Source organism: Planotetraspora thailandica, from assembly GCF_016863335.1.
Lineage (GTDB): Bacteria > Actinomycetota > Actinomycetes > Streptosporangiales > Streptosporangiaceae > Planotetraspora > Planotetraspora thailandica.
Genome location: NZ_BOOR01000029.1, coordinates 31,539 through 53,774, shown reverse-complemented (window position 1 = coordinate 53,774; position 22,236 = coordinate 31,539). Strand labels below are relative to the sequence as shown.

Genomic DNA, 22,236 nt, shown 5'->3' with positions numbered 1-22,236 from the left:
TCAGGCTTCCGGCGCCGCCTCCGCGGCAGGGGTCTTGTCGAGCGCGGCCAGGCGCTCGGCGGTGAGGTCGTACCTCACCGTCATCCAGATGCCCAGGATGGTGATCACGGCGGGGATGGCGGTGAGGCCGACGATGACGGCGGTGCGCGCACTCTCCGGTTGGGTGACCGGATTATCGGGGTCGGAGGAGATGAAGCCGCCGATGGCGAGGACGGCTCCGTAGATGGTCGCGCCGAACGCCTGCACCGCGTTCTCCGCCGCGGTCCACAACCCGGTGAAGACGCCGCCCCTGCGCTCGCCGCTGACCGCTCCGTCGTACGCGATCACGTCGGCCAGCATGGAGAACTGGAGCAGCTGCAGGCCCGCGTATCCGAAGCCGACCACCACCACGGCCACGTGGGCGTAGAGCGATCCCAGTGCCGGGGTACCGATGGCCAGCAGGTCGCCGACCGCGAAAAGCACCCCAGCGAGGATCATGGCGACGCGCTTGTCGAGCCTGCGCGACAGCCACACCCACAGCGGCATGGTCACCAGCATCGGCCCGATGAGTGCCGCGAACAGCGTGTTCTTCGTGTCTGGGTCGCCGAGAGTGTACGCCGCGAAGTAGGGCGCGCCCGCCAGCATCACGCCGGCGGCGAGGGTCTGCGCGGAGCTCAGCCCGAGCAGCCACAGGAAGGGCTTCGACGTCCGGGCTGCCCGCAGCTGGAACCGCAACGTGCCTGCCGACTGCTGCTGGCCGGTGTACGGCGCGCGTGCCGTGCCGTAGAAGGAGCCGATCATGGCGACCAGGAGGATGACGGCGAAGACGATGCCCATCTGGCGGTAGCCGTCCAGAGAGTCGCCGGCGATCACCGGGGCCAGGATGCCGCTCATGCCGATCGCGACGGCGACGAAGACCATGCGCCACTGCAGCAGCGAGGTCCGCTCGTGGTAATTGCTGGTCATCTCGGCCGGCATGGCCTTGTACGGAACCTCGAACAGCGCGAACCCGGTCGCGGCGATCAGGAACATCACGCCGACGAAGACACCGGCCGCCGTTCCCTTCAGCGGCGGGCCGATGAACATCAGGGCGAAGAAGAGCGGGAGCACGGCCGCGCCCGCGAGCAGCCACGGCCGGCGGGGCCCCCACCGTGACGTCGTACGGTCCGACCACTGCCCGACGAGTGGATTGATGACCAGGTCCCACGCCTTGGGCAGGAACACCACGACTCCGGCGAGCAGCGCCGGCACGGCGAGGACGTTGGTCATGTAGTAGAGGAGCAGCAGCCCGGGAAGCGTGTTGAAGTTGGCCGCGCAGAACGATCCGACGGCATATCCCAGGCGCACACCGGGGGACACGGTCGAGGGGCTGGCCGTGGCGGAAACCATGCCGTCATTCAAGCTGAGCAAGCGCCCGGCCGGAAGCCGGATGATCAGAATGTGATGCGGCTTTTCTGCCCGGTCAGTCGGTGACGTCGGCGCAGACGACGTGCGCGCCCAGTTCGATCATCCGGCGTTCGGTGTGCGCGTCGGCGACCCGCGCCATCAAGGCCGGAGCCTGGCTGGCCGCCAGCTGCGGAAGCTGGGCCCGCACCCGCCGGTGCAGGCTCTTGACGATGTCGTCGGCGGCCGTCGTGTGCACCTTGATGTGCAGCATGATCCCCGGCGTGCCCGCCGCGGTCCGCGCCTCCGAGATCCACACGTGGTGCACGAGCGGGAAGTCGCGGAGCATCTCGCCGATGGCCACTCGCAGAGCCGGGAGGATCGGGTGGTTGGTCCGGCGATAGCTCGGGTCGACCACGGGTCCGGCCGCGGGCATGTGCTGCCGCGGTGCGGGGATCCACGAGGACGTCGTGGGGGCGGAGGAGGGCACTGGAGCGCTGCGCGGCATGTGCGCGCTGGTCACGGCGGCCATGGCCCCCGTGGCGTACGCCTCGGGCACGGGGAGCGAGCCCCGCGACAATGTCGGCGACGGGCCGCTGCGGGTCGACTGGAGATAACGCTGGAGGTCCTCGATCGGCACGGCCGCGGCGGCGGGTCCGGCGGCGTCGATGACGATCTCCCGGACGCCGGTGACGCGCTGGATGTCGAGGATGGTGTCGGCGTCGCACACCGACAGTGAGTGGCTCCCGTTGTGCCGCGCGTAGGTCGCGGGGCCGGTGTAGCCGAGCAGGACGCGCTCGCCGTTCTGGGTCGTCCCGAGCACCACGGAGCGGTCCGGCCGTACGGCCACCAGGACTCCCCATTCCGCGAGAGCCGCCAGCAGCTCCCGGGGTCCGCCGCGTTGCGCGAGCACTTCGCCGAGGGAGGGGTTCCCGATGCTCATATGCTGAACGATAGGTAGAGAACCATGGCCTAATCAGGCTAATCGTCAAGATTGGGTGGTTTCAATACCAAGAACTCCCGTGTAGGGGTGGGATCGGTCCAAGTTGGGTAAACAAGGCGACTAGTGCTCACCAAGGTATGAGTCACACCACCCCCTCGGGTCCCTCGCGTTACGTCTTCCGTGGATTCCGCACGGGTTCCGTCTCGCATCGCGGATCGCTCGTGAGAGCTTTCACAAGCTGCGGCTAGACTCGCGCGTGTCCGAGCCGTCGCACTTCACGAAGGACTCACCAGTGAACAGGCCCGTGGTACTTGTCGCAGAAGAGCTCTCTGATGCGGGGCTCGCCGTCCTCGGCGCGGACTTCGAGGTCCGCCATACGGACGGCGCCGACCGGGCGCAGCTGCTGCCTGCGCTCGCCGATGTGGACGCGGTGATCGTGCGCAGCGCCACCCAGATCGACGCCGAGGCCATCGCCGCCGCCCCGAAGCTCCGGGTCGTCGCACGCGCCGGCGTCGGACTCGACAACGTCGACGTCGAGGCGGCCACCAAGGCAGGCGTCATGGTCGTCAACGCGCCGACCTCCAACATCACTAGTGCGGCCGAGCACACCATCGCGCTCATCCTCGCCAGCGCCCGCAACGTCGCCCAGGGCCACGGCGCGCTCAAGGGCGGGGAGTGGAAGCGTTCCAAGTACACCGGTGTCGAGCTCGACGGCAAGGTCGTCGGCATCCTCGGTCTCGGGAAGATCGGCCAGCTGGTCGCGCAGCGGCTTCAGCCGTTCGGCGTCGAGCTCATCGCCTACGATCCCTACCTCCAGCCCGCTCGCGCCGCCCAGATGGGCGTGCAGCTCCTCACCCTCGACGAGGTGCTCGAGCGCTCGGACTTCATCACCGTCCACCTGCCGAAGTCGAAGGAGACCACCGGTCTCGTCGGCGACCGCGAGCTTCACATCGTCAAGCCGTCCGTGCGGCTGATCAACGTCGCCCGCGGCGGCATCATCGACGAGAACGCCCTCTACTCCGCGATCAAGGAAGGCCGCGTCGCCGGCGCCGGCATCGACGTGTTCGCCAAGGAGCCCTGCACCGACAGCCCGCTGTTCGAGCTCGACAGCGTCGTGGTGACGCCCCACCTGGGCGCCTCCACCCACGAGGCCCAGGAGAAGGCCGGCACCCAGGTCGCCCGCAGCGTGAAGCTCGCGCTCGCCGGCGAGTTCGTGCCGGACGCCGTCAACGTCCAGGGCGGCGCCGTCGCCGAGGACGTCAAGCCGGGCCTGCCGCTCACCGAGAAGCTCGGGCGCATCTTCACCGCCCTCGCGGGTGAGGTGGCGACCCGCCTCGACGTCGACGTCCGCGGGGAGATCGCCTCCCAGGACGTGCGCGTGCTGGAGCTCGCCGCCCTCAAGGGCGTCTTCAGCGACGTGGTGACCGACCAGGTGACCTACGTCAACGCTCCGCTCCTCGCCAAGGACCGCGGCGTGGTGGTCGAGCTGGTGACCAGCTCGGAGAGCCCCGACTGGCGCAACGTGATCACCGTCAGGGGTGTGCTCGCCGACGGCCGTACGGTCTCGGTGTCGGGCACGTTGTCCGGTCCGCGGCAGATCACCAAGATCGTCGAAGTCAACGGGTTCGCGATGGAGATCGAGCCCACCGACCACCTGGCGTTCTTCACCTACACCGACCGGCCCGGCATCGTCGGCATCGTGGGCCGCCTCCTGGGCGAGCACAGCGTCAACATCGCCTCCATGCAGGTCTCCCGGAACGTCAAGGGCGGCAAGGCCCTCATCGCGCTGACCGTCGACTCGGCGATCCCGTCCGACGTCATCGAGCAGATCGCCGGTGAGATCGGCGCCGACAGCGGCCGTACCGTCGACCTGGAGGACTGAGCCCTCCCGAGCACCAAGGAAGAGGAGCCGATCGCCAGCCGATCGGCTCCTCTTCGCTTTTTAGGCGTGCTTTTTGGGCGTGATCATGCAGAACTTCGTGCACATGGCCACTGACCTGCTGTGTCGAGATTCGTGATCATGCAGAAGTTCGCCAGGCGGGTGCGTCACCAGGAAAAACTCAATTCGTGATCATGCAATTGCATGATCACGCACATCGTTTCCGCAGGTCGGATGAGTCGGGTTCGACTTACTGCATGATCACGAATTGCGTAACAGCAGTTCAATGGCCCTTTCCGCGAACTTCTGCATGATCACGGGCAATGAAAGGCCAGGTCTGTACGGCTGGCGGCGAACTTCTGCATGATCACGCGCAAGGGGGAGGGAGTGGGGCGTGTGGTTGGTGATCATGCAAGTCGGTCTCAGCATGCGAGATGCTAGGTCGTCCTACAAGATACTGAGGTAACGTAGCCAGAGATGACGCGCCAGGTACACGTACTCATTGCCTGCCGTGGCGGGGCCTGATCAGGGCAGGCCGGCGACCCGCCGCGGAGAGCGCGCGTGCCGGCTTCTGGCTCCTCGGTTCCATGACGCGTGATCCGCGCCGGACCCGGAGCCGCTCTCAGCATTCCTCTCTTGGAGATGAGATCTGCCATGTACGAGATGTATCCCTGGAACCGCCCTGAGGACGCCGAGGACGAGGCCGCCGCGGCGCTGCAGATCGCCATCGACCGGCGCGACAACGGGGGATCACCCCAGCGCTGACACCCCCTGACTGACTGACGGGAACGTTCCCGTGACACACCTCTCGAGGTCGTAAGCACCCTCACGGACGCCCCCTGCGCTGCACGTAGCTGCACCTATGGGGGCGTCCGCGGTGCTCATGTGGCGCTGCCGCGCCGGGCGAGCGAGTCGATGGCCACGGCCAGGGCGAGGACCGCTGCGGTGACCATGTACCGCACGGAGGAGTCCACGCTCAGCAGGAACATGCCGTTCGTGATCGACTGGATGACCAGGATGCCGAGCAACGCCGCGTAGGTCCGTCCCCGCCCGCCGAACAGCGACGTGCCGCCGATGACCGCCGCGGCGATCGCCATGAGGAGGATGTCGCTTCCTCCGGACCCCTGATTGACGGCCGACAGTCGGCTCGCTGACAGGATGCCGCCGAAGGCCGCGAGCGTGGAGGACAGGACGAACGCCAGCACCCGGATCCGGGTCACGCCGATGCCCGCCCGTCGTGCCGCCTCGACGTTGCCGCCGACGGCGTACATCCACCGGCCGAACACCGTGTGGCGCAGCACGAGGTCGAAGGCGACCACGAGCGTGCCGAAGATGACCAGGAGCAGGGGCACGCCCCGGTCGGCCGACATGACCAGCAGGACGGCCACCAGCACAACGGCGAGGCCGCCGATCTTGGTCGCCGTCCACCACGCCGGTGGCACCGGGAGTTCGGCCGCGAGCCGGAGCCGCCGGGTGAGCAGGCTCGATCCTCCGGAGACCGCGACGAGAAGCACGATGATCACCCAGGCCAGCCAGGGCGGCAGCCACGTGTCGCTCAGCTTGGCCACGAAGCCGTCGAAGGGCAGGTTGACGATGCCGCCCTCGCCGAGCAGGTAGAGCAGCAGGCCCTGCCAGCCGATCAGGCCCGCCAGCGTCACGACGAACGACGGCATCCTGAGCCTGGTGAACATGATCCCGTGCAGCAGGCCGATGAGCGCTCCCGCCGCCAGGGCGACGACGATCGCCAGGACCGGGTTCCAGCCGTGCCGTACGGACAGGATGGCCATGACGACGGCGCACAGGCCGCTGACCGAGCCCGCGGACAGGTCGATCTCGCCCAGCAGAAGGACCATGATGATCCCGAGCGAGATCGTTCCCGTCGCCGCCATCTGCAGTGCGAGGTTGGTGAGGTTCTCGGGAGACAGGAAGTGCTCGTTGAGCGACCCGAAGACAACGGCGATCGCGATCAGGCCGCCGACGACCGGCCAGGCGCCGAGGTCGCCGTGCCGCAGCCGATCGACCGCCTCCTTCGGCGTGTACGGCTTGCGCGTGAGCGTGGAGGCGTTCATGCGGCGGCTCCCGTGATGGCGGCCACGATCGACTCCTGGGTCGCGTCGGCCGTGCGGAACTCGCCGGCGTTGCGGCCGAGGCGCAACACGACGACGCGGTCGCTGACCGCGCGCACGTCGGCGAGGTTGTGCGAGATGAGCAGTACGGCCAGGCCACGCTCGCGCAGCCGCCTGATCAGGTCGAGGACCTGCGCGGTCTGCTCGACGCCGAGGGCGGCGGTCGGCTCGTCGAGGATGACCAGCCGCGGCTCGCCGATCAGAGCCCGGGCGATGGCCACCGACTGGCGCTGGCCGCCGGACAACATCGCCACGGGGACCCGGATGTCGCGGATGCGGACGTCGAGCGAGGCCAGCAGGTCACGTGCGGATCGTTCCATGCGGATGTGGCTCAGCAGCGACCACCGGCGGCGTTCCGCGCCGAGGTAGAGGTTGGCCACAACGTCAAGGTTCTCGCAGAGCGCGAGGTCCTGGTAGACGGTCGAGATGCCGAGACGTTGCGCGTCGTGGGGGTTGCCGATGCGCGCCCGCTCGCCGTCGATCGCGACGCCGCCCGAGTCGGGGGTGATCACGCCGGAGATGACCTTCACCAGCGTGGACTTGCCGGCCCCGTTGTCCCCGACCAGGGCGACCACCTCGCCGGGGTGCAGGTCCAGGCTCACCTCCTGGAGAGCCTGGACCGCGCCGTACCGCTTGGACACATCAGTTGCGGAGATCATTTACTGGATGCCCGCCTTGGCGCACGCGTCCTTGAGCTCGGGCGTGCATATCTCGGACGCCTTGTAGAAGCCGTCCTTGACGATCGTCCCCGCGATCTTGTCCGCGGTGACGGGGATGGGGTCGAGCAGGTACGACGGGATGTCGGCCGTGCCGTTGTTCACGGTCGTGGGTGCGGCAGGCTTCTCGCCCTTGGCCAGCGCGACGGCCAGCTCGGCCGATTTCTCCGCCTCGGCTCGGATGTTGAGATAAATGGTCATGTACTGGTCGCCGCTCAGGATCCGCTGGACGGCCGCGAGCTCCGAGTCCTGGCCGGTGATCGGCGGCAGGGAGCTGTAGCCCGCGCGCTTCATGGCGGCGATCGCGCCGCTGGCCATGCCGTCGTTGGCGGACAGGACGCCGACGATGTTGTCGCGGCCGAGCGCGGTGATGGCCTGCTCCATCTCCTGCTGCGCCTTGTCGGGGCTCCAGTCGGGGGTGTCGAACTCGCGGCCGATCTTGACCTTGCCGTCGAGGACGTTGTGCGCGCCCTTCTTGTAGTCGGCTGAGCTGGGGTCGGTCGGCGAACCGTGGATCATGACGATCTGACCCTTGTCCACCGTGCCCTTGGCGGTCAGCGCGTCCAGCAGTGCCTGCCCCTGCATCTCGCCGACGCGCACGTTGTTGAACGACACGTAGTACTCGTAGCCGATGTCCGAGATCAACCGGTCGTACGCGATGACCGGAACCTTCTTCTGCTTGGCCTGGTTGACCAGCGGTGCCACGGCCGCGGCGTCGACGGCGTCGAGCACCAGCACGTCGGCGCCCTGGGTCAGGGCCGCCTCGACCTGCTGCTGCTGTTTGGCGGCGTCCTGGTCGGCGTTGGAGTAGAGGAGCTCGCAGTCGGGGCACAGGGCTTTCACCTTGGCCTCGAACAGGGGGCGGTCGAATGCTTCGTAGCGGGTCGTCTTCGACTCGGGCAGGAACAGGGCGATCGTCTTGCCGCCGCCGCCGTTCCCTCCGGACGGCGAGGCGCCCGTGGTGGATCCGTTCCCGCAGGCCGCGGCGAGCAGAAGCGCCGCGGCGGATATGGCCAGCATTCCTCGACGCATGGACACGATCCTTTCTCACGACCCGGGAGGGGTTGATAGGAAAGGTAATTTACTATCAGGTGGGATGACTAGGGGTAGAGCGAGATCACGCTCACGGAGGCCGAATGGTGCAGGGCGATCCACCGATGATCAACTGGCCCGCCTTCCGTGGCGGGTATGTCAATCTTGGCGGCGTGGTGAGTATGAGCGGCGGGACCGCCAACACGACCAGCCTGCTCCGGGTGATGAACGAGCGGGCGGTGTTCGCCGAGATCTTCCGGCTCGGCAGGGTCTCCAGGCCTGAGCTCGCCCAGGCCACCGGGTTGTCCAAGCCGACCATCTCCGTGGCGCTCGCCGATCTGGAGCGTGCCAAGCTGGTCCGCCCCGTCGGCCTGCGAACCGGCAACGCCGGTCGGGCCGCCCTGCTCTACGAGGTCCGCCCGCAGGCGGGCTGGGTGCTCGCCGTCGACATCGGCCGCGCCTACGTCAGGCTGGCGCTCGCCGACCTGGTCGGCGAGATCGTCGCACGGAGGGACGAGCCGTCCAGGGCCGAGAGCTACGACGAGGTGCTCAGCCAGCTTTCAAAGATCGCCGGCGAGCTGACCGCGGAGGCCGGCATAGCGCGCGGGGACATCACCCTGAGCGTGTTCGGCACCCCGGGCATCCACGACAAGGAGACGGGGGTGCTGCGGCTCGCCCCCAACCTGCCCGGATGGGAGCAGCCGGGCGCGGCCGAGCGGCTCGCCGACGTGACCGGCTCGCCGTACGTCGTGGAGAACGACGTGGACCTCGCCGCGCTGGGGGAGGGCGCCTACGGACTGGGACAGGGGATCTCCCACTTCGTCTACGTCTCCATCGGCACGGGCATCGGCATGGGCGTCGTCATCGACGGCAAGCTCTACCGCGGGTCCAGGGGCGCGGCCGGTGAGATCTCCTACCTGCCCGTCGGCGGGGGAGACCCGCTGGCCGGCCGGGGACGCGGCATGTTCGAGTCCGTCGCGTCCGCCGACGGAGTCGTCGCCGCCGCGGCACGGCTCGGCCTGAAGGCGGCGACCGCCAAGGACGTGTTCGAGGCGGCCAGGTCGGGCGACGAGTCGGCCGCCGAGGTCGTCGCCGCAGAAGCCGATCACATCGCGCACGCGCTCGCGGGCGTCACCGCCGTGCTCGACCCGGAACTGGTGGTGCTGGGCGGCGGAATCGGGGCGCAGGCGGGCGACCTGCTGATCGAGCCGGTCTCCGGGCGCCTCGCGTCGCTTGTGGCTCTCAGCCCGCCGCGCATCGAAAGCTCGACGCTGGAGCCCGACACGGTGCTCCTCGGCGCCCTCGCCTTCGGCCTCACGACGGCGCGTGACCTCGTGTTCGAACGGGCGGTCGCTGCCACCCCGTTCGGATAGTGAGACCAGTGTTCGGCCACCGAGACGAGCCGGTAAGGTACACGCATGGAGTCGAGCAACATCCGCCTGGCAGTAATCCCCGGTGACGGGATCGGCACCGAGGTCGTGGCCGAGGGCCTCAAGGTCCTCGACGCGGCGGGGATCAAGGCAGAGACCGTCGAATACGACCTGGGCGCCAAGCGCTACCACACCTCGGGGGAGACCCTTCCCGACGGCGTGCTCGAGGAGTTGCGCGGCTTCGACGCGATCCTGCTCGGCGCGGTCGGCGACCCCAGCGTCCCGCCGGGCGTGCTGGAGCGCGAACTGCTGCTGCGGCTGCGCTTCGAACTCGACCACTACGTGAACCTGCGCCCCGTCAAGCTCTTCCCGGGCGTGAGCACCCCGCTCGGAGGCATCCGCCCCGAGGACATCGACATGATCGTCGTCCGCGAGGGCACCGAGGGTCCGTACGCGGGAGCCGGTGGCGTGATGCGCCGCGGCACCTCGCAGGAGATCGCCACGCAGGAGTCCCTGAACACGGCCTTCGGCGTCGAGCGCGTCGTGCGCTACGCCTTCGAGAAGGCGCAGACGCGCCCCCGCCGCAAGCTCACCCTGGTCCACAAGACCAACGTGCTGACCTACGCCGGCGACCTGTGGGCCCGTACGGTCGACCGGATCAGCGTCGAATACCCCGAGGTCGCCACCGACTACTGCCACGTCGACGCGGCCTCGATGTTCTTCGTCAACCAGCCGCAGCGGTTCGACGTGATCGTCACCGACAACCTCTTCGGTGACATCCTCACCGACATCGGCGCGGCCGTCGCGGGCGGCATCGGCCTGGCCGCGAGCGGCAACGTCAACCCGTCCAAGACCGCGCCCTCGATGTTCGAGCCTGTCCACGGCAGTGCGCCGGACATCGCCGGCCAGGGCAAGGCCGACCCCACGGCGACGATCCTGTCGGTCGCCATGCTCCTCGACCATGTGGGCTTCGCCGACGCCGCGGCCCGGGTCGAGCAGGCCGTGGCCGCTGACCTGGCCGGACGGGAGGCGCTCGGGTCGGTCAGGCAGACCCGGGAGATCGGCGACGACATCGCCGGGCGAGTAGCCGGCTGAGGCCGGGCCGCTCACCCTCTTTCCACAAGCGCATGGCGGCCCGGTTAGGGCCACCATGCGCTTTTTCATACCCATCGCATGCCCTAGGTTTTCGTTAGCCACTTCGTCGCACAATGAAGATGACGACGTAGAAAGAAGGACTCTCGCCATGACCACCCAGCTCAGCTTCGACGTGCAGCTCAACCAGCAGGCCCGCACCGTGGCCGAGCGTGAGCAGGTACTGGCGAGCCCCGGCTTCGGGCAGACGTTCACCGACCACATGATCTCCATCGACTGGACCGACGAGCGTGGCTGGCACGGCGCGCGGCTCGAGCCGTACGGGCCGCTGCTCCTCGACCCCGCCACGTCGGTCTTCCATTACGCGCAGGAGCTGTTCGAGGGGCTCAAGGCCTACCGGCAGCCGAACGGGTCGATCGTGGCCTTCCGTCCCTACGCCAACGCCGCCCGGTTCAACACCTCCGCCGCCCGCATGGCGATGCCCGAGCTGCCGGAGGAGACGTTCGTCGAGTCGCTGGAGCTGCTCGTCCGGACCGACAAGGACTGGGTGCCGTCCACCGAGGGACACAGCCTCTACCTGCGCCCCTTCATGATCGCCACGCAGGCCGGGCTGGGGGTCAACCACCCCTCGCGCAACTACCGCTACATGGTGATCGCCTCCCCGGCGGCGTCGTACTTCTCGGGCGGTGTGCAGCCGGTGTCCGTGTGGCTGTCGACCGAATACACCAGGGCGGCGCCCGGGGGCACCGGGTTCGCCAAGTGCGGCGGCAACTACGCGGCCGCGTTCCTGGCCCAGCGGCAGGCCGTCGAGGAGGGCTGCGACCAGGTCGTCTGGCTCGACGCCTTCGAACACCGGTGGGTGGAGGAGATGGGCGGGATGAACCTGTTCTTCGTCTTCGGCGACCGCCTGGTGACCCCGGCCCTGACCGGCACCCTGCTTCCCGGCATCACCCGCGACTCGATCCTCACCCTGGCCGGCGACCTCGGCCTGAAGGCGGAAGAGGGCAAGATCTCCATCGAGGAGTGGCAGGCGGGCTGCGAGTCGGGCGAGCTCACCGAGGTCTTCGCCTGCGGCACCGCGGCCGTCGTCACCCCGGTGGGCACGGTCAAGGGCGCCGACCGCTCCTGGACCGTGGGCGACGGCACCCCGGGCCCGGTCACCCTCAAGCTGCGGGAGGAGCTCGTCGGCATCCAGTTCGGCGCCCGCCCCGACACCCACAACTGGGTCCACAAGATCTGCTGACCCCCCCTTGTGCGTGATCATGCAGAAGTTCGCGGAAATGAGCGGTGAGCAGGGCCGAGTCTGCCCGTGATCATGCGGAAGTTCGTCGGCACACGCCCTGAACTGGCCGTACGCAAGTCGTGATCATGCACCAAGTCCGGTGGAAGGCATCTGACCTGGCCTTCCACCGGGCGTGATCATGCACTCCGGCTCCGCCGTACGGCCTGCCGAGCCGTACGGCGTGGCCTTCGGCGGTCAGCTCTTGCGAATCAGGGTGACGCCGTCGGAGACCGGCAGGAGCACCGTGGTGACCCGGGCGTCGCCGGCCACGAGATCGTTGAAGGCGCGCATGGCGGGGACGTTCCGTCCGTGGGACGGGTCGGTGATGTGCCCCCTCTGCAGCGTGTTGTCCACGGCGATCAGGCCGCCGGGGACCAGGCGCTGGAGGATCTCCTCGTAGTAGACGGGGTAGCCGGCCTTGTCGGCGTCGATGAAGGCGAAGTCGATCCACTCCTCGCGCGGCAGGGCCCGCAGCGAGTCCGCCGCCGGGCCGAGGCGAAGCTCGATCTTGCCGGTCAGGCCGGCCCTTTCCCAGTAGCGGCGGGCGACCGACGTCCATTCGTCGCTCACGTCGCAGGCGAGGAGGCTGCCGTCGTCCGGGAGGCCACGGGCGATGCAGATCGAGGAGTAGCCGGTGAAGGTGCCCACCTCGACGGCCCGCCGGGCCCCGGTCAGCTGGACGAGCATGGTCAGGAACGTGCCCTGCTCCGGGTCGATCTGCATGACGGCGTCGTCCCCGGTGAGCTTTCTCGTCTCCTCGGCCAGGGCGAGCAGGAGATCATCGGGCGCGGTCGTGTGTGTGGTGACGTATTCGGCGACGGCGGAGTCGATGAAGTTGGCAGCTTTCATGGCGCCAACCCTAATGAGCTTCGGTCGCCGACCTTGATGAATTCGATCACCGGAGCCGCTGCCTTCACGACATTTCGGACGCCGTTTCCGCAGGTCGCCCGCGCCCGGCCATCTCGGGATGTGAGATCGATGTGCCAGATGTTGACGGCCTGTGGCAAACTGCTAGGCACTATGCGCTTCGGTCTGCTCATTATCGGCAGGCGCGCCGGCTAAAGGACAACGTCGGCGCGCAGACCTCTCACGTCCGTGGGGGGTCTTTTTGTTTGGTCGAAAAGCGCGCGCGGCGGTATGTAGACCCGCGAAGGAGACAGAGCAATGGCCGACGACGGCTTCCACGTGTACGACACGACGCTCCGCGACGGGGCCCAGCAAGAGGGGCTCAACCTCACGGTGGCCGACAAGCTGGCGATCGCGCGGCACCTGGACGGCCTCGGCGTCGGCTTCATCGAAGGTGGCTGGCCGGGAGCCAACCCCAAAGACACCGAATTCTTCCGCCGAGCCCAAACAGAGCTCGACCTGAAGCATGCGCAGCTCGCCGCGTTCGGCGCGACCCGCCGGGCCGGAGTGAAGGCCGCCGACGATCCCCTGGTGGCCGCCCTGCGCGAATCCGGCGCACCGGTCGTGACCCTTGTCGCCAAGAGCCACGACAGGCACGTGGAGCTGGCCCTCCGCACGACGCTCGAGGAGAACCTCGCGATGATCCGCGACACGGTCTCCCATCTACGGGCGGAGGGCCAGCGCGTCTTCCTGGACGCCGAGCACTTCTTCGACGGCTACAAGTCCAACCCCGCCTACGCCTTGGAGGTCCTCCGTACGGCGGCCGAGGCCGGGGCGTCGGTGATCGCGCTGTGCGACACCAACGGCGGCATGCTGCCCGACGAGCTCGCCGACGTCGTGGACGAGGCCGTGGGGACGGGCGCCCGGATCGGCATCCACTGCCACGACGACACCGGATGCGCGGTCGCCAACACCCTCGCCGCGGTGCGGGCGGGCGCGACCCACGTGCAGGGCTGCGCCAACGGGTACGGCGAGCGCTCGGGCAACGCCAACCTGTTCACCGTGGTCGCCAACCTGCAGCTCAAGAAGGGGTTCGACCTCGTGCCGCAGGAGTCGCTGCGCGACATGACGCGCATCGCCCACGCCATCACCGAGGTGACCAACGTCACCCCCAACTCGCATCAGCCGTACGTCGGGACGTCGGCGTTCGCGCACAAGGCGGGCCTGCACGCCTCGGCGATCAAGGTCGATCCCAACCTCTACCAGCACATCGACCCGGCGGACGTCGGCAACGACATGCGGATGCTCGTGTCCGACATGGCCGGACGTGCGTCGGTCGAGCTCAAGGGCCGGGAGCTGGGCTACCGGCTCGCCGGCGACCAGTCCCGCCAGCTCGTAGAGCGCGTCAAGGAGCTCGAGTCGCGCGGCCACACCTTCGAGGCGGCGGACGCGTCGTTCGAGCTACTGCTCCGCGACACCGTGGCGGGGGAGCGCAAACGGCACTTCTCCGTCGAGTCGTGGCGGGTCATCGTCGAACGCCGCCCCGCCGGCGACGTCGTCAGCGAGGCCACGGTCAAGCTGCACGCCAAGGGCGAGCGCATCGTCGCGACGGGCGAGGGCAACGGCCCCGTCAACGCCCTCGACAAGGCCGTACGGCTCGCCCTGGAGCAGCTCTATCCCGAGCTCGCGGCCGTCCAGCTCATCGACTTCAAGGTGCGGATCCTGGAGGGCACCCTCGGTACGGACGCCGTCACCCGCGTCCTCATCACGTCCAGCGACGCCACCGGCGACTGGGCGACCGTCGGCGTCGACGAGAACATCATCGAGGCGTCCTGGCAGGCTCTGGAGCAGGCCGTCACCTATGGCCTGCTCCGCGCGGGCCACAGCGCCTGAATGGGTGCCGGAGGCGTTTGAGAAGGTGGGGGCCATGTTCCCCAGCACCCCCGCCGCCGTCGCGGCGCTCGCCGTCGCCCGGCGGTTCTGCTCGCCCGCGCTGCTCAACCACTCGATCCGCTCCTACCTGTGGGGAGCCATGTACGGCCAGGCGCACGGCATCGCCTTCGACGACGAGCTGTACTACGTCTCCTCGCTCCTTCACGACTTCGGCTTGACCGAGGCCTTCGACAGCCACACGGTGCCGTTCGAGGAGGCCGGGGGACAGCTCGCGTGGACGTTCGGGCTCGGGGCGGGCTGGTCCGAGGAACGGGCGGAACGCGCCGCGGAGATCATCGTGCTGCACATGCGCGACGACATCTCCGCGACGCTGGACGCCGAATCGCATCTCCTGCAGGTCGCCACCAGCTGGGACGTGTCCGGGTGGCGGCCCGAGGAGTTCCCTGCGGAGGAGCGGGCCGCGATCCTCGCGCACTATCCGAGGCTCGGATTCGGCGCCGAGGTCCTCGCGGCCTTCGAGGACCAGGCGGGGCGGAAGCCGCACAGCGCCGCGGCCGACTCGGTCCGCGGCGGGATAGCCGGGCGGATCGCCGCCAACCCACTCGACACGTGACCGGCCGGGCCTGCTCTGGGTAGTCAGGCCTGCTTGGGGGCGGCGCTATCGACGACCTCGAAGGACCACAGCTCCGATCCGGACGCGGCCGGTCCCTGGCCGTGACCGTGTCCCTGTCCCTGGCCCTGCCCGTGTCCGTGACCATGAGCCTCACCCTGGGCGGCGGCTTCGGCGGCCGCCCGCGCGTGGCCCGCCTGGAAGGACTGGCTCTGCTGCCACCGCTTAAAGTCCTCTTCGCTGCGCCAGCGCGTGTAGACGAGGTAGCGGTCGGTGCCTTCGACGGGCCGGAGCAGCTCGAACCACTCGAAGCCGTCGGACGACTCCACCATCCCGGCCCGGTTGGCGAACCGCTTCTCCAGTTCCTGCCGCATCTCGGCGGGCACCGTCAGCACGTTGATCTTCACAACCGAAGGCATGTGGGGCTCCCCGTACTCGTCGATCCTCGATTAGGCCCTCGGAGGGCCCGACAACGCCACCATACGACGAGGCTCGGAGGCCTCCGCCGTAAGCAGGGCCGGGCGGCTCGGCCGTACGGGATCGGGGGAGCGGTCAGAAGGCGTGCAGGCGCATGACCTCGTCGTCGCGCCACGACCAGGCGGCATCTCTGCCGCCCACCTCCTGCGCGATCGTGGTGAGCCTGGCCACGCCCGCCTTGGCGGCTTCGGGAGACTGCCAGCGGGACAGGATGGTCAAGCGTTCGTTGTCGCGGTCGTGGTAGCCCTCGATCGAGAGCATGCCCTCGGTGCCTTGCATGCCGTCGCTGATCTTGCGGCAGAACGCCTTGAACTCCTCGACATGCTCCGGCTCGGCGTAGTGGTGGACGACGATCGCGAACATTCATTACCCCTCTGTTTTGTAAGCGAGAGCTAACGTTACATGACCAATGGTGATTCGGCACTAGGCTCGTGACGTGCGTATCGCGAGGTTCTCCACAGGCGACGGTGTCGCGTTCGGAGTGGTTGAAGAGGGCGAGCAGGTCATCGCCAGGATCGACGGGCACCCTTTCGGCGGTGTCGAACTGACGGGTGAGCGGTATCCGCTGGCGGAGGTCCGCGTGGTCGCCCCGATGTTGCCGAGCAAGGTCGTCGCCATCGGCCGCAACTACGCCGACCACGCCAAGGAGATGGGCAACGAGGCGCCGGCCGAGCCGATCGCGTTCCTCAAGCCGAGCACATCCGTGATCGGCCCGGGCGAGGCCATCGCATACCCCGAGAAGTTGTCGGATCGGGTCGACTACGAGGGCGAGCTGGCCGTGGTCATCGGCCGGCTGTGCCGCGAGGTGCCGCGCGAACGCGCCTTCGACGTGATCTTCGGATACACCTGCGCCAACGACGTGACCGCCCGCGACCTTCAGTCGAAGGACGGTCAGTGGACCCGCGCCAAGGGCTTCGACACGTTCTGCCCGCTGGGCCCGTGGATCGAGACCGAGCTCGACCCGAGCGACCTCGCGCTCACCACCTCCGTCAACGGCGAGCTGAAGCAGAGCGCCCGGACGTCGCTGCTGCTCCATGACATCCCGTCGCTCATCGCGCACGTGACCGCGTTCATGACCCTGCTGCCGGGGGATGTCATCCTCACCGGCACTCCTGCCGGAGTCGGCCCGCTGGCCGTCGGCGACGAGGTCAGCGTCGGCATCGAAGGAATCGGAACTCTCACAAACCGGGTGGTCTCACGTGACTAGGGTCCGCTTCGCCCCTTCGCCCACCGGCATGTTCCACGTCGGCGGGGCTCGTTCCGCGCTGTTCAACTGGGCGCTGGCCGAGCAGTCCGGCGGAACCTTCGTGTTGCGGATCGAGGACACCGACGCGGCGCGCAACCGGCCGGAATGGACCGAGGGCATCATCTCCGCCCTCGCGTGGATCGGCATCAGCGGCGACTCGCCCTACTTCGAGGGCCCCTACTTCCAGTCGGCGTACGAGCAGGCCCACCGTGAGGCGGCCGTGAAGCTGCTGAAGGACGGCCGGGCGTACTACTGCACCTGCACGCGGGACGACGTCAAGGCGCGGACCGGCTCGGAACACCAGGGCTACGACGGCTACTGCCGTGACCGCGGCCTGACCGAGGGCGCCGTGCGGTTCCGGACCCCCGACGAGGGTGTGACCGTCGTGGACGACAAGGTCCGCGGCCGGGTGGAGTTCCCCAATGCTGCCATGGAGGACTTCGTGATCGTCCGCGGCGACGGGTCGCCGCTGTTCGTCCTGGCCAACGTGGTCGACGACATGGAGATGCGGATCACCGAGGTCGTCCGGGCCGAGGAACACCTGTCGAACACGCCCAAACAGCAGCTGCTCTGGGAGGCGCTCGGCGCGCAGCCGCCGGTGTGGGCGCACGTCCCGGTGATCGTGAACGAGAAGCGGCAGAAGCTGTCCAAGAGGCGTGACAAGGTCGCGCTGGAGTCCTACCGGGACGAGGGCTACCTCGCCGAGGCGATGGTCAACTACCTGATGCTGCTCGGCTGGGGTCCCGGCGACGACCGGGAGATCATGCCCTGGTCGGAGATGATGCCCCTGTTCCGGCTGGAGGACGTCAACCAGTCGCCGGCGTTCTTCGACGAGAAGAAGCTGCGCGCCTTCAACGGCGAATACATCAGGGCGCTGCCCCTCGACGTCTTCATCGCCCGGTGCGATCCGTGGCTCGACCCGTCGTGGGATAGGGGGCTGTTCGCCAAGGTGGCCGAGCTGGTCCAGACCCGGGTCGCCCTGCTGTCGGAGGTCACGGCCAACGTCGACTTCCTCTTCCTGGAGGAGCCCGTCTTCGACCAGGCGTCCTGGGACAAGGCGATGAAGCCGGGGGCCGCGGAGATCCTTTCCGGGTACGCCGAGCGGCTGGAATCGGTCAGCTGGGATCCCGAGTCGCTGAAGGTCGCCTTGGAGGAGGTGGGCACCGCCCACGGCCTCAAGCTCGGCAAGGCTCAGGCGCCGGTGCGGGTGTCCATCACCGGCCGGACCGTGGGGCTGCCGCTCTTCGAGTCGATCGCGGTGCTGGGTCGCGAGCGCTCCCTCGACCGTCTCCGCGCCACTCTCGCCAAGCTCTCCTGACACCCCCGGGGTTTGGGGGTGATCTCCCAGATGTTGGGGTGATCATGCAGAAGTTCGAGATCTTGCGCCTTGGCCTGCCCCGACCCTGCCCGTGATCATGCAGAAGTTCGCGCATCCATGCGCCGACCTGGGCCAACGCGGATCGTGATCATGCAGAAGTTCGTGCTTGTACGGCATGAGCAGCCGATATGCCTTGCGTGATCATGCACTGGCGGGCTGCGCGACCCCGCGCAGCCCCTGCTGGGTCGTACACCACGTGCATGATCACGAATCGCGTTAGGCCAGCTCAGAGCTCATGATTCCGAACTTCTGCATGATCACGCTCGGTGTTCAGCCACGTCGCGAGCCACGATCTCGAACTTTTGCATGATCACGAGCTGGGGGGTTGATCACGACCTGGCGGGTTGATCACGAGCTGGCGGGTTGCGCCACGCGCCTTCTGCGTGATCAACGCGCTGGTGGGGTTGGTCAGAGGAGGCCGCGGCGGTCGAGCAGGGGCTCGATCCGCGGGTCGCGGCCGCGGAAGTTCCGGAAGGCCGTGAGGGCGTCCACGCTGCCGCCCTTCGACAGCAGTTCCTTCCTGAACTTGTCGCCGTTCTCGCGCCGCAGGCCGCCGTTCTCGGCGAACCATTCCACAGTGTCGGCGTCGAGCACCTCGCTCCAGATGTAGGAGTAGTAGCCGGCGCTGTAGCCGCTCGACCAGATGTGCGCGAAATAGGTGCTGCGATAACGCGGCGGCACGGCGGGCACGTCGACACCGGCCGTCCGCAGCGCCTCCGCCTCGAACTCCTCGGCCCCTCCGCCCGTGTAGGACGTGTGCCACGCCCAGTCGAGCAGGGTGGCGGCCAGGTATTCCACGGTCGCGAACCCCTGATTGAACTTCTGTGTCTCCAGCATCCGGTCCACCAGATCCTGAGGCATGGGTTCGCCCGTCTCGTGATGCTTGGCGTAGTTCGCCAGGATCTCCGGGTCCGTCGCCCACATCTCGTTCACCTGCGACGGATATTCGACGAAGTCACGCGGCACGGCCGTGCCCGAGAAGCGAGGGAAGCGCACGTCGGAGAACAACGCGTGCAGGGCGTGCCCGAACTCGTGGAACATCGTGTTGACCTCGTCGAACGTCATCAGGGTCGGCTCGCCCTTGACGATGTTGAGGTTGTTCATCACGACGGGCTTCGCGCCGGTGAGCGACGACTGCTTGACCAGGCTGTTCATCCACGCGCCGCCGCGCTTGGACGCCCTGGCGTAGAAGTCCCCGAGGAACAGGCCGATCGGCGTGCCGTCCTCGTCGAAGACCTCGAAGACCCGCACATCCGGGTGGTAGCCGTGCAGATCCTCCCGTTCGGTGAAGGTGATCCCGTAGAGCCGGGTCGCGGCGTAGAAGACGCCCTGCTTCAGCACCGTGTCGAGCTCGAAATACGGCCGCATCCGCGCACTGTCGATGTCGTAACGCGCTTTGCGCACCTTCTCGGCGTAGAACGGCCAGTCCCAGGCCTGTACGGCATGGCCGGCGATCTCCTCCAGGTCCGCCTGCTCCTTGCGGGCGTTGGCGACGGCCGGCGGCACGAGCCGGTCCAGCATGTCGGAGACGGCCTGGGTCGTCTTCGCCGTCTGATCGGCCAGGACGTATTCGGCGTGGTTCGCGTATCCGAGCAGGACGGCGCGTTCCTGGCGCAGCCGGGCGATCTCGGTGATCAGCTCGGCGTTGGCGCCGCCCCGGCCGGTGGACGCCTCGTGGAGCCGCTGCCGCAACGATCGGTCGGTCAGCTCCGTGAGGTACGGCTGGCTCGTCGGCAGGACCAAGGTGATCAGATACTTGCCGTCGAGGTCGCGGGCCTTGGCGTTCTCCCTGAGCCCTTCCACCGTGTCGCTCGTCAGGCCGTCCAGTTCGGCCGCGTCGTCGACGACCACGGCCCGGTCGTTGGTGTCGGCGAGCAGGTTCTGCTGGAAGTCGGTGGCCAGCGTGGAGAGCCGCTCGTTGAGCAGCTTGAGCCGTTCCTGGTCTTCGGGGGCGAGCAGGGCTCCCGCCCGCGTGAAGTCGGTGACGTAACGGTCGAGCAGCCACCGCTGCTCGTCGTCCTCCGCCTCGACTGCCTGGATCCGGGCGAAGAGCTTCGCATTCAGGGTGATGGCGTCGGCGTGCTTGGCGAGCCTGGGCGTGATGCCCTTCTGGATCTCCTGAATGCCCGGTGTGGCGTGCGACGACGCCTGGTTGTAGAAGACCGTGGAAACCCGGTCGAGGATCTCTCCGGACCGCTCAAGGGCTTCGATGGTGTTCTCGAAGGTGGGCGGCTCGGGGTTGCCGGCGATCTCCTCGACCTCGGCGAGGTGCTCCGCCATGCCCTGCTCGAACGCCGGCGCGTAGTGCTCCTCTGCGATCTCCAGGAACGGAGGCAGCTGATAGGGGAGGGTGCTGGGGCTCAGGAAGGGGTTGGCGGCCGGCGTCATCGGTGGCGGCTCCTCACGTGGTGCTGGCGTGTCGTCCCAGACTCGCACACGCGGGGCCCTGAGCTGTGATCGAAGGACTCGCGGGAATCGTTTTGGTGGTGGGTCGCAAGCTGGGCTATCCTTTCGGAGTCGCAAGCGGCCCTCCGGGGATCGCGAGCAGATGGGGTATGGGGTAATTGGCAGCCCGGCTGATTCTGGTTCAGCTAGTCTAGGTTCGAGTCCTGGTACCCCAGCTGGATCCCCCCAAGGGATTCCGCTGGAAAGCAATGCAGTGTAAAGGTCCCGTCGTCTAGTGGCCCAGGACGCCGCCCTCTCAAGGCGGTAGCGGCGGTTCGAATCCGCTCGGGACTACGACACTGCGAAGGTCCCGTCGTCTAGTGGCCCAGGACGCCGCCCTCTCAAGGCGGTAGCGGCGGTTCGAATCCGCTCGGGACTACATCTCGACAGAACCCTCGGACATTTTCTTGTCCGGGGGTTCTTTCATTTCTGGACATCTCCGTTATTTCGGGTGATAACAGATTTCCCCTTGACTGGACAGTGACACTATCCAACACTTGGAGAGTTTCACTATCCAATGGAGGTGTGCCGATGTTCACATTGCTGGCCGACGGCCGGGAGGAGCCGGCCGCAGGCCCGATCGTCCCGCCGGGCGAGACGATTCTGGGGTGGGAGCGCAAGCCGCACGGATGGTGCCAGGACGATGCCTGCATCCCTGCCTTCCGGGCGGCCGCCGTCGAGACGGCCGGAGGGGTCGATCTCGCGGCCTTCGCCCGCCTGCTGGGCCGGATCACCGTGGTGGACGCCGCCGAGCGCCTGATCGCTGTGGGCGAACCCCAGCGGCTCGAGCCCGACGAGGCGCCCGGCTTCACCCTCGACGGCTTCAGCCTCGCGCAGGTACGGGGCAGGAAGGTCGCGCTCGTCTTCTGGGCCTCCTGGTGCGGCTGCCGCTACGACCTGGCCGCCTGGGACGAACTCCACCGGGAGCTCGAGCCCGCCGGCTTCACGGTCGTCAGCGTGTCCCTCGACCGGGACCCCGCCGACGCGGCCCCCTGGATCGAGGGTCTCGGCCATCCCGCGCTCGTCGACGCGGACGGCTCGATCGCCGAGCTCTACAACGTCGTCAATGTGCCGACGGTCGTCTGGGTCGACGAGGATGGCCGGATCGCGCGGCCTCAGGATTCGATGACGGCCACCGACACCTTCCGTGAGATGAACGGCCTGTCCTCAGAAGCCGCCAAGAGCGCTCTCAGACGGTGGGTGCTGGACGGAGACTCCGGTCTGACCCGCCAGGCCGTACGGGAGCATCTGCGGCTTCCCACGGAGGAGGAGCGCCGGGCCCGGCTGCATGCCCGGCTCGCCGCGTGGCTGTTCCGGCACGGCCGTATGGCTCCCGCCCGCGAGCACGCCCGCGCGGCCGCCGAGCTGGCCCCTCACGACGTGGCCGTACGGCGAAGCCTCATGCCTTTGGGCGGGGTCGACCCCTTCGGCGAGGAGTACTTCCGGATGCGGGACGAACTCGTCGCAGCGGGCGTCCCCATCTACCGGCCGCTGCCGGACTGGTCTCAGGGCGCCGACGTGTGACGCCCGGTGTGCGAA

At 68.2% G+C, this 22,236-nt stretch carries 19 protein-coding genes and 3 tRNA genes; 13 read left to right on the top strand and 9 right to left on the bottom strand.

Annotation, left to right across the window (positions count from 1 at the left end):
• Both Pth03_RS20435 and Pth03_RS20430 read right to left on the bottom strand, forming a co-directional pair.
• Window positions 1-1,368 carry an MFS transporter gene (locus Pth03_RS20435; RefSeq protein ID WP_203945930.1) on the bottom strand — a complete coding sequence of 456 codons (1,368 nt, stop codon included), beginning with the start codon at window positions 1,366-1,368 and terminating at the stop codon, window positions 1-3.
• A 73-nt stretch (window positions 1,369-1,441) separates the two neighbouring features.
• Complete coding sequence (locus tag Pth03_RS20430) at window positions 1,442-2,305, bottom strand: hypothetical protein (protein WP_203945929.1); 864 nt, start codon at window positions 2,303-2,305, stop codon at window positions 1,442-1,444.
• A 292-nt stretch (window positions 2,306-2,597) separates the two neighbouring features.
• Here Pth03_RS20430 and serA point away from each other — a divergent pair, with 292 nt between their 5' ends.
• Complete coding sequence (gene serA / locus Pth03_RS20425; RefSeq protein WP_203945928.1) at window positions 2,598-4,187, top strand: phosphoglycerate dehydrogenase; 1,590 nt, start codon at window positions 2,598-2,600, stop codon at window positions 4,185-4,187.
• Between the two features lie 633 nt (window positions 4,188-4,820).
• Window positions 4,821-4,949: a hypothetical protein gene (locus Pth03_RS42150; RefSeq protein WP_275413149.1), complete on the top strand. Its 129-nt coding sequence runs from the start codon at window positions 4,821-4,823 to the stop codon at window positions 4,947-4,949.
• 116 nt (window positions 4,950-5,065) lie between these two features.
• Here Pth03_RS42150 and Pth03_RS20420 read toward each other — a convergent pair whose 3' ends face one another.
• From Pth03_RS20420 to Pth03_RS20410, 3 genes are read right to left on the bottom strand one after another with little or no spacing between them, the layout of a single operon-like run.
• The gene (locus Pth03_RS20420; protein ID WP_203945927.1) at window positions 5,066-6,253 is read right to left on the bottom strand and encodes a sugar ABC transporter permease; all 1,188 of its coding nucleotides are present in this window, start codon (window positions 6,251-6,253) and stop codon (window positions 5,066-5,068) included.
• A complete protein-coding gene (locus tag Pth03_RS20415; protein WP_203945926.1) occupies window positions 6,250-6,969 on the bottom strand; it encodes an ATP-binding cassette domain-containing protein in 720 nt (239 codons plus the stop codon). Before Pth03_RS20415 ends, Pth03_RS20420 begins: the two co-directional genes overlap by 4 nt.
• Window positions 6,970-8,058 carry a sugar ABC transporter substrate-binding protein gene (locus Pth03_RS20410; protein WP_203945925.1) on the bottom strand — a complete coding sequence of 363 codons (1,089 nt, stop codon included), beginning with the start codon at window positions 8,056-8,058 and terminating at the stop codon, window positions 6,970-6,972.
• A gap of 434 nt (window positions 8,059-8,492) precedes the next feature.
• On the opposite strand from Pth03_RS20410, the gene Pth03_RS20405 reads away from it, so the two are divergent.
• From Pth03_RS20405 to Pth03_RS20395, 3 genes are all read left to right on the top strand, one after another.
• Window positions 8,493-9,431: an ROK family protein gene (locus Pth03_RS20405; RefSeq protein ID WP_373318568.1), complete on the top strand. Its 939-nt coding sequence runs from the start codon at window positions 8,493-8,495 to the stop codon at window positions 9,429-9,431.
• 45 nt (window positions 9,432-9,476) lie between these two features.
• Complete coding sequence (locus tag Pth03_RS20400) at window positions 9,477-10,523, top strand: 3-isopropylmalate dehydrogenase (RefSeq protein WP_203945923.1); 1,047 nt, start codon at window positions 9,477-9,479, stop codon at window positions 10,521-10,523.
• 148 nt (window positions 10,524-10,671) lie between these two features.
• Window positions 10,672-11,763, top strand: coding sequence for a branched-chain amino acid aminotransferase (locus Pth03_RS20395; protein WP_203945922.1), 1,092 nt, complete (start codon window positions 10,672-10,674; stop codon window positions 11,761-11,763).
• A 234-nt stretch (window positions 11,764-11,997) separates the two neighbouring features.
• Here the strand turns inward: Pth03_RS20395 and Pth03_RS20390 are convergent, their stop codons facing one another.
• Window positions 11,998-12,651, bottom strand: coding sequence for an O-methyltransferase (locus Pth03_RS20390; protein ID WP_203945921.1), 654 nt, complete (start codon window positions 12,649-12,651; stop codon window positions 11,998-12,000).
• 315 nt (window positions 12,652-12,966) lie between these two features.
• Between Pth03_RS20390 and cimA the strand changes: the two genes are divergently transcribed.
• Window positions 12,967-14,541, top strand: coding sequence for a citramalate synthase (gene cimA / locus Pth03_RS20385; RefSeq protein WP_203945920.1), 1,575 nt, complete (start codon window positions 12,967-12,969; stop codon window positions 14,539-14,541).
• Between the two features lie 34 nt (window positions 14,542-14,575).
• Window positions 14,576-15,154, top strand: a complete 579-nt coding sequence (locus Pth03_RS20380) for an HD domain-containing protein (protein WP_203945919.1) — start codon at window positions 14,576-14,578, stop codon at window positions 15,152-15,154.
• Window positions 15,155-15,177: 23 nt separating this feature from the next.
• Here the strand turns inward: Pth03_RS20380 and Pth03_RS20375 are convergent, their stop codons facing one another.
• Window positions 15,178-15,570 carry an antibiotic biosynthesis monooxygenase family protein gene (locus tag Pth03_RS20375; protein WP_203945918.1) on the bottom strand — a complete coding sequence of 131 codons (393 nt, stop codon included), beginning with the start codon at window positions 15,568-15,570 and terminating at the stop codon, window positions 15,178-15,180.
• 133 nt (window positions 15,571-15,703) lie between these two features.
• Entirely contained in the window at window positions 15,704-15,991 is a 288-nt protein-coding gene (locus tag Pth03_RS20370) for a putative quinol monooxygenase (protein ID WP_203945917.1), read from the bottom strand.
• 73 nt (window positions 15,992-16,064) lie between these two features.
• Between Pth03_RS20370 and Pth03_RS20365 the strand changes: the two genes are divergently transcribed.
• Window positions 16,065-16,835, top strand: coding sequence for a fumarylacetoacetate hydrolase family protein (locus tag Pth03_RS20365; protein ID WP_203945916.1), 771 nt, complete (start codon window positions 16,065-16,067; stop codon window positions 16,833-16,835).
• A complete protein-coding gene (gltX, locus tag Pth03_RS20360; protein ID WP_275413148.1) occupies window positions 16,828-18,192 on the top strand; it encodes a glutamate--tRNA ligase in 1,365 nt (454 codons plus the stop codon). The genes Pth03_RS20365 and gltX overlap by 8 nt, the downstream gene beginning before the upstream one ends.
• 468 nt (window positions 18,193-18,660) lie before the next feature.
• On the opposite strand, the gene Pth03_RS20355 is transcribed toward gltX, so the two are convergent.
• Window positions 18,661-20,640, bottom strand: coding sequence for a M3 family metallopeptidase (locus Pth03_RS20355; protein ID WP_203945914.1), 1,980 nt, complete (start codon window positions 20,638-20,640; stop codon window positions 18,661-18,663).
• 161 nt (window positions 20,641-20,801) lie between these two features.
• On the opposite strand from Pth03_RS20355, the gene Pth03_RS20350 reads away from it, so the two are divergent.
• The 4 genes from Pth03_RS20350 to Pth03_RS20335 all read left to right on the top strand — a co-directional run bounded on the left by Pth03_RS20350 (window position 20,802) and on the right by Pth03_RS20335 (window position 22,221).
• Window positions 20,802-20,873, top strand: a tRNA-Gln gene (locus Pth03_RS20350).
• A gap of 45 nt (window positions 20,874-20,918) precedes the next feature.
• Window positions 20,919-20,991: transfer RNA gene (locus tag Pth03_RS20345), tRNA-Glu, on the top strand.
• Window positions 20,992-21,003: 12 nt separating this feature from the next.
• Window positions 21,004-21,076, top strand: a tRNA-Glu gene (locus tag Pth03_RS20340).
• A gap of 152 nt (window positions 21,077-21,228) precedes the next feature.
• On the top strand, window positions 21,229-22,221 hold the full coding sequence (locus tag Pth03_RS20335) for a TlpA disulfide reductase family protein (protein WP_203945913.1): 993 nt from the start codon (window positions 21,229-21,231) through the stop codon (window positions 22,219-22,221).
• The last annotated feature ends 15 nt before the right edge of the window (window positions 22,222-22,236 follow it).

Coding starts and splice junctions, on each gene's coding strand:
- Pth03_RS20435 (WP_203945930.1), bottom strand. CDS start 1,368: ATGGTTTCCGCCACGGCCAGCCCCTCGACCGTGTCCCCCGGTGTGCGC.
- Pth03_RS20430 (WP_203945929.1), bottom strand. CDS start 2,305: ATGAGCATCGGGAACCCCTCCCTCGGCGAAGTGCTCGCGCAACGCGGC.
- Pth03_RS20420 (WP_203945927.1), bottom strand. CDS start 6,253: ATGAACGCCTCCACGCTCACGCGCAAGCCGTACACGCCGAAGGAGGCG.
- Pth03_RS20415 (WP_203945926.1), bottom strand. CDS start 6,969: ATGATCTCCGCAACTGATGTGTCCAAGCGGTACGGCGCGGTCCAGGCT.
- Pth03_RS20410 (WP_203945925.1), bottom strand. CDS start 8,058: ATGCGTCGAGGAATGCTGGCCATATCCGCCGCGGCGCTTCTGCTCGCC.
- Pth03_RS20400 (WP_203945923.1), top strand. CDS start 9,477: ATGGAGTCGAGCAACATCCGCCTGGCAGTAATCCCCGGTGACGGGATC.
- Pth03_RS20395 (WP_203945922.1), top strand. CDS start 10,672: ATGACCACCCAGCTCAGCTTCGACGTGCAGCTCAACCAGCAGGCCCGC.
- Pth03_RS20390 (WP_203945921.1), bottom strand. CDS start 12,651: ATGAAAGCTGCCAACTTCATCGACTCCGCCGTCGCCGAATACGTCACC.
- cimA (WP_203945920.1), top strand. CDS start 12,967: ATGGCCGACGACGGCTTCCACGTGTACGACACGACGCTCCGCGACGGG.
- Pth03_RS20380 (WP_203945919.1), top strand. CDS start 14,576: ATGTTCCCCAGCACCCCCGCCGCCGTCGCGGCGCTCGCCGTCGCCCGG.
- Pth03_RS20375 (WP_203945918.1), bottom strand. CDS start 15,570: ATGCCTTCGGTTGTGAAGATCAACGTGCTGACGGTGCCCGCCGAGATG.
- Pth03_RS20370 (WP_203945917.1), bottom strand. CDS start 15,991: ATGTTCGCGATCGTCGTCCACCACTACGCCGAGCCGGAGCATGTCGAG.
- Pth03_RS20355 (WP_203945914.1), bottom strand. CDS start 20,640: ATGACGCCGGCCGCCAACCCCTTCCTGAGCCCCAGCACCCTCCCCTAT.
- Pth03_RS20335 (WP_203945913.1), top strand. CDS start 21,229: ATGTTCACATTGCTGGCCGACGGCCGGGAGGAGCCGGCCGCAGGCCCG.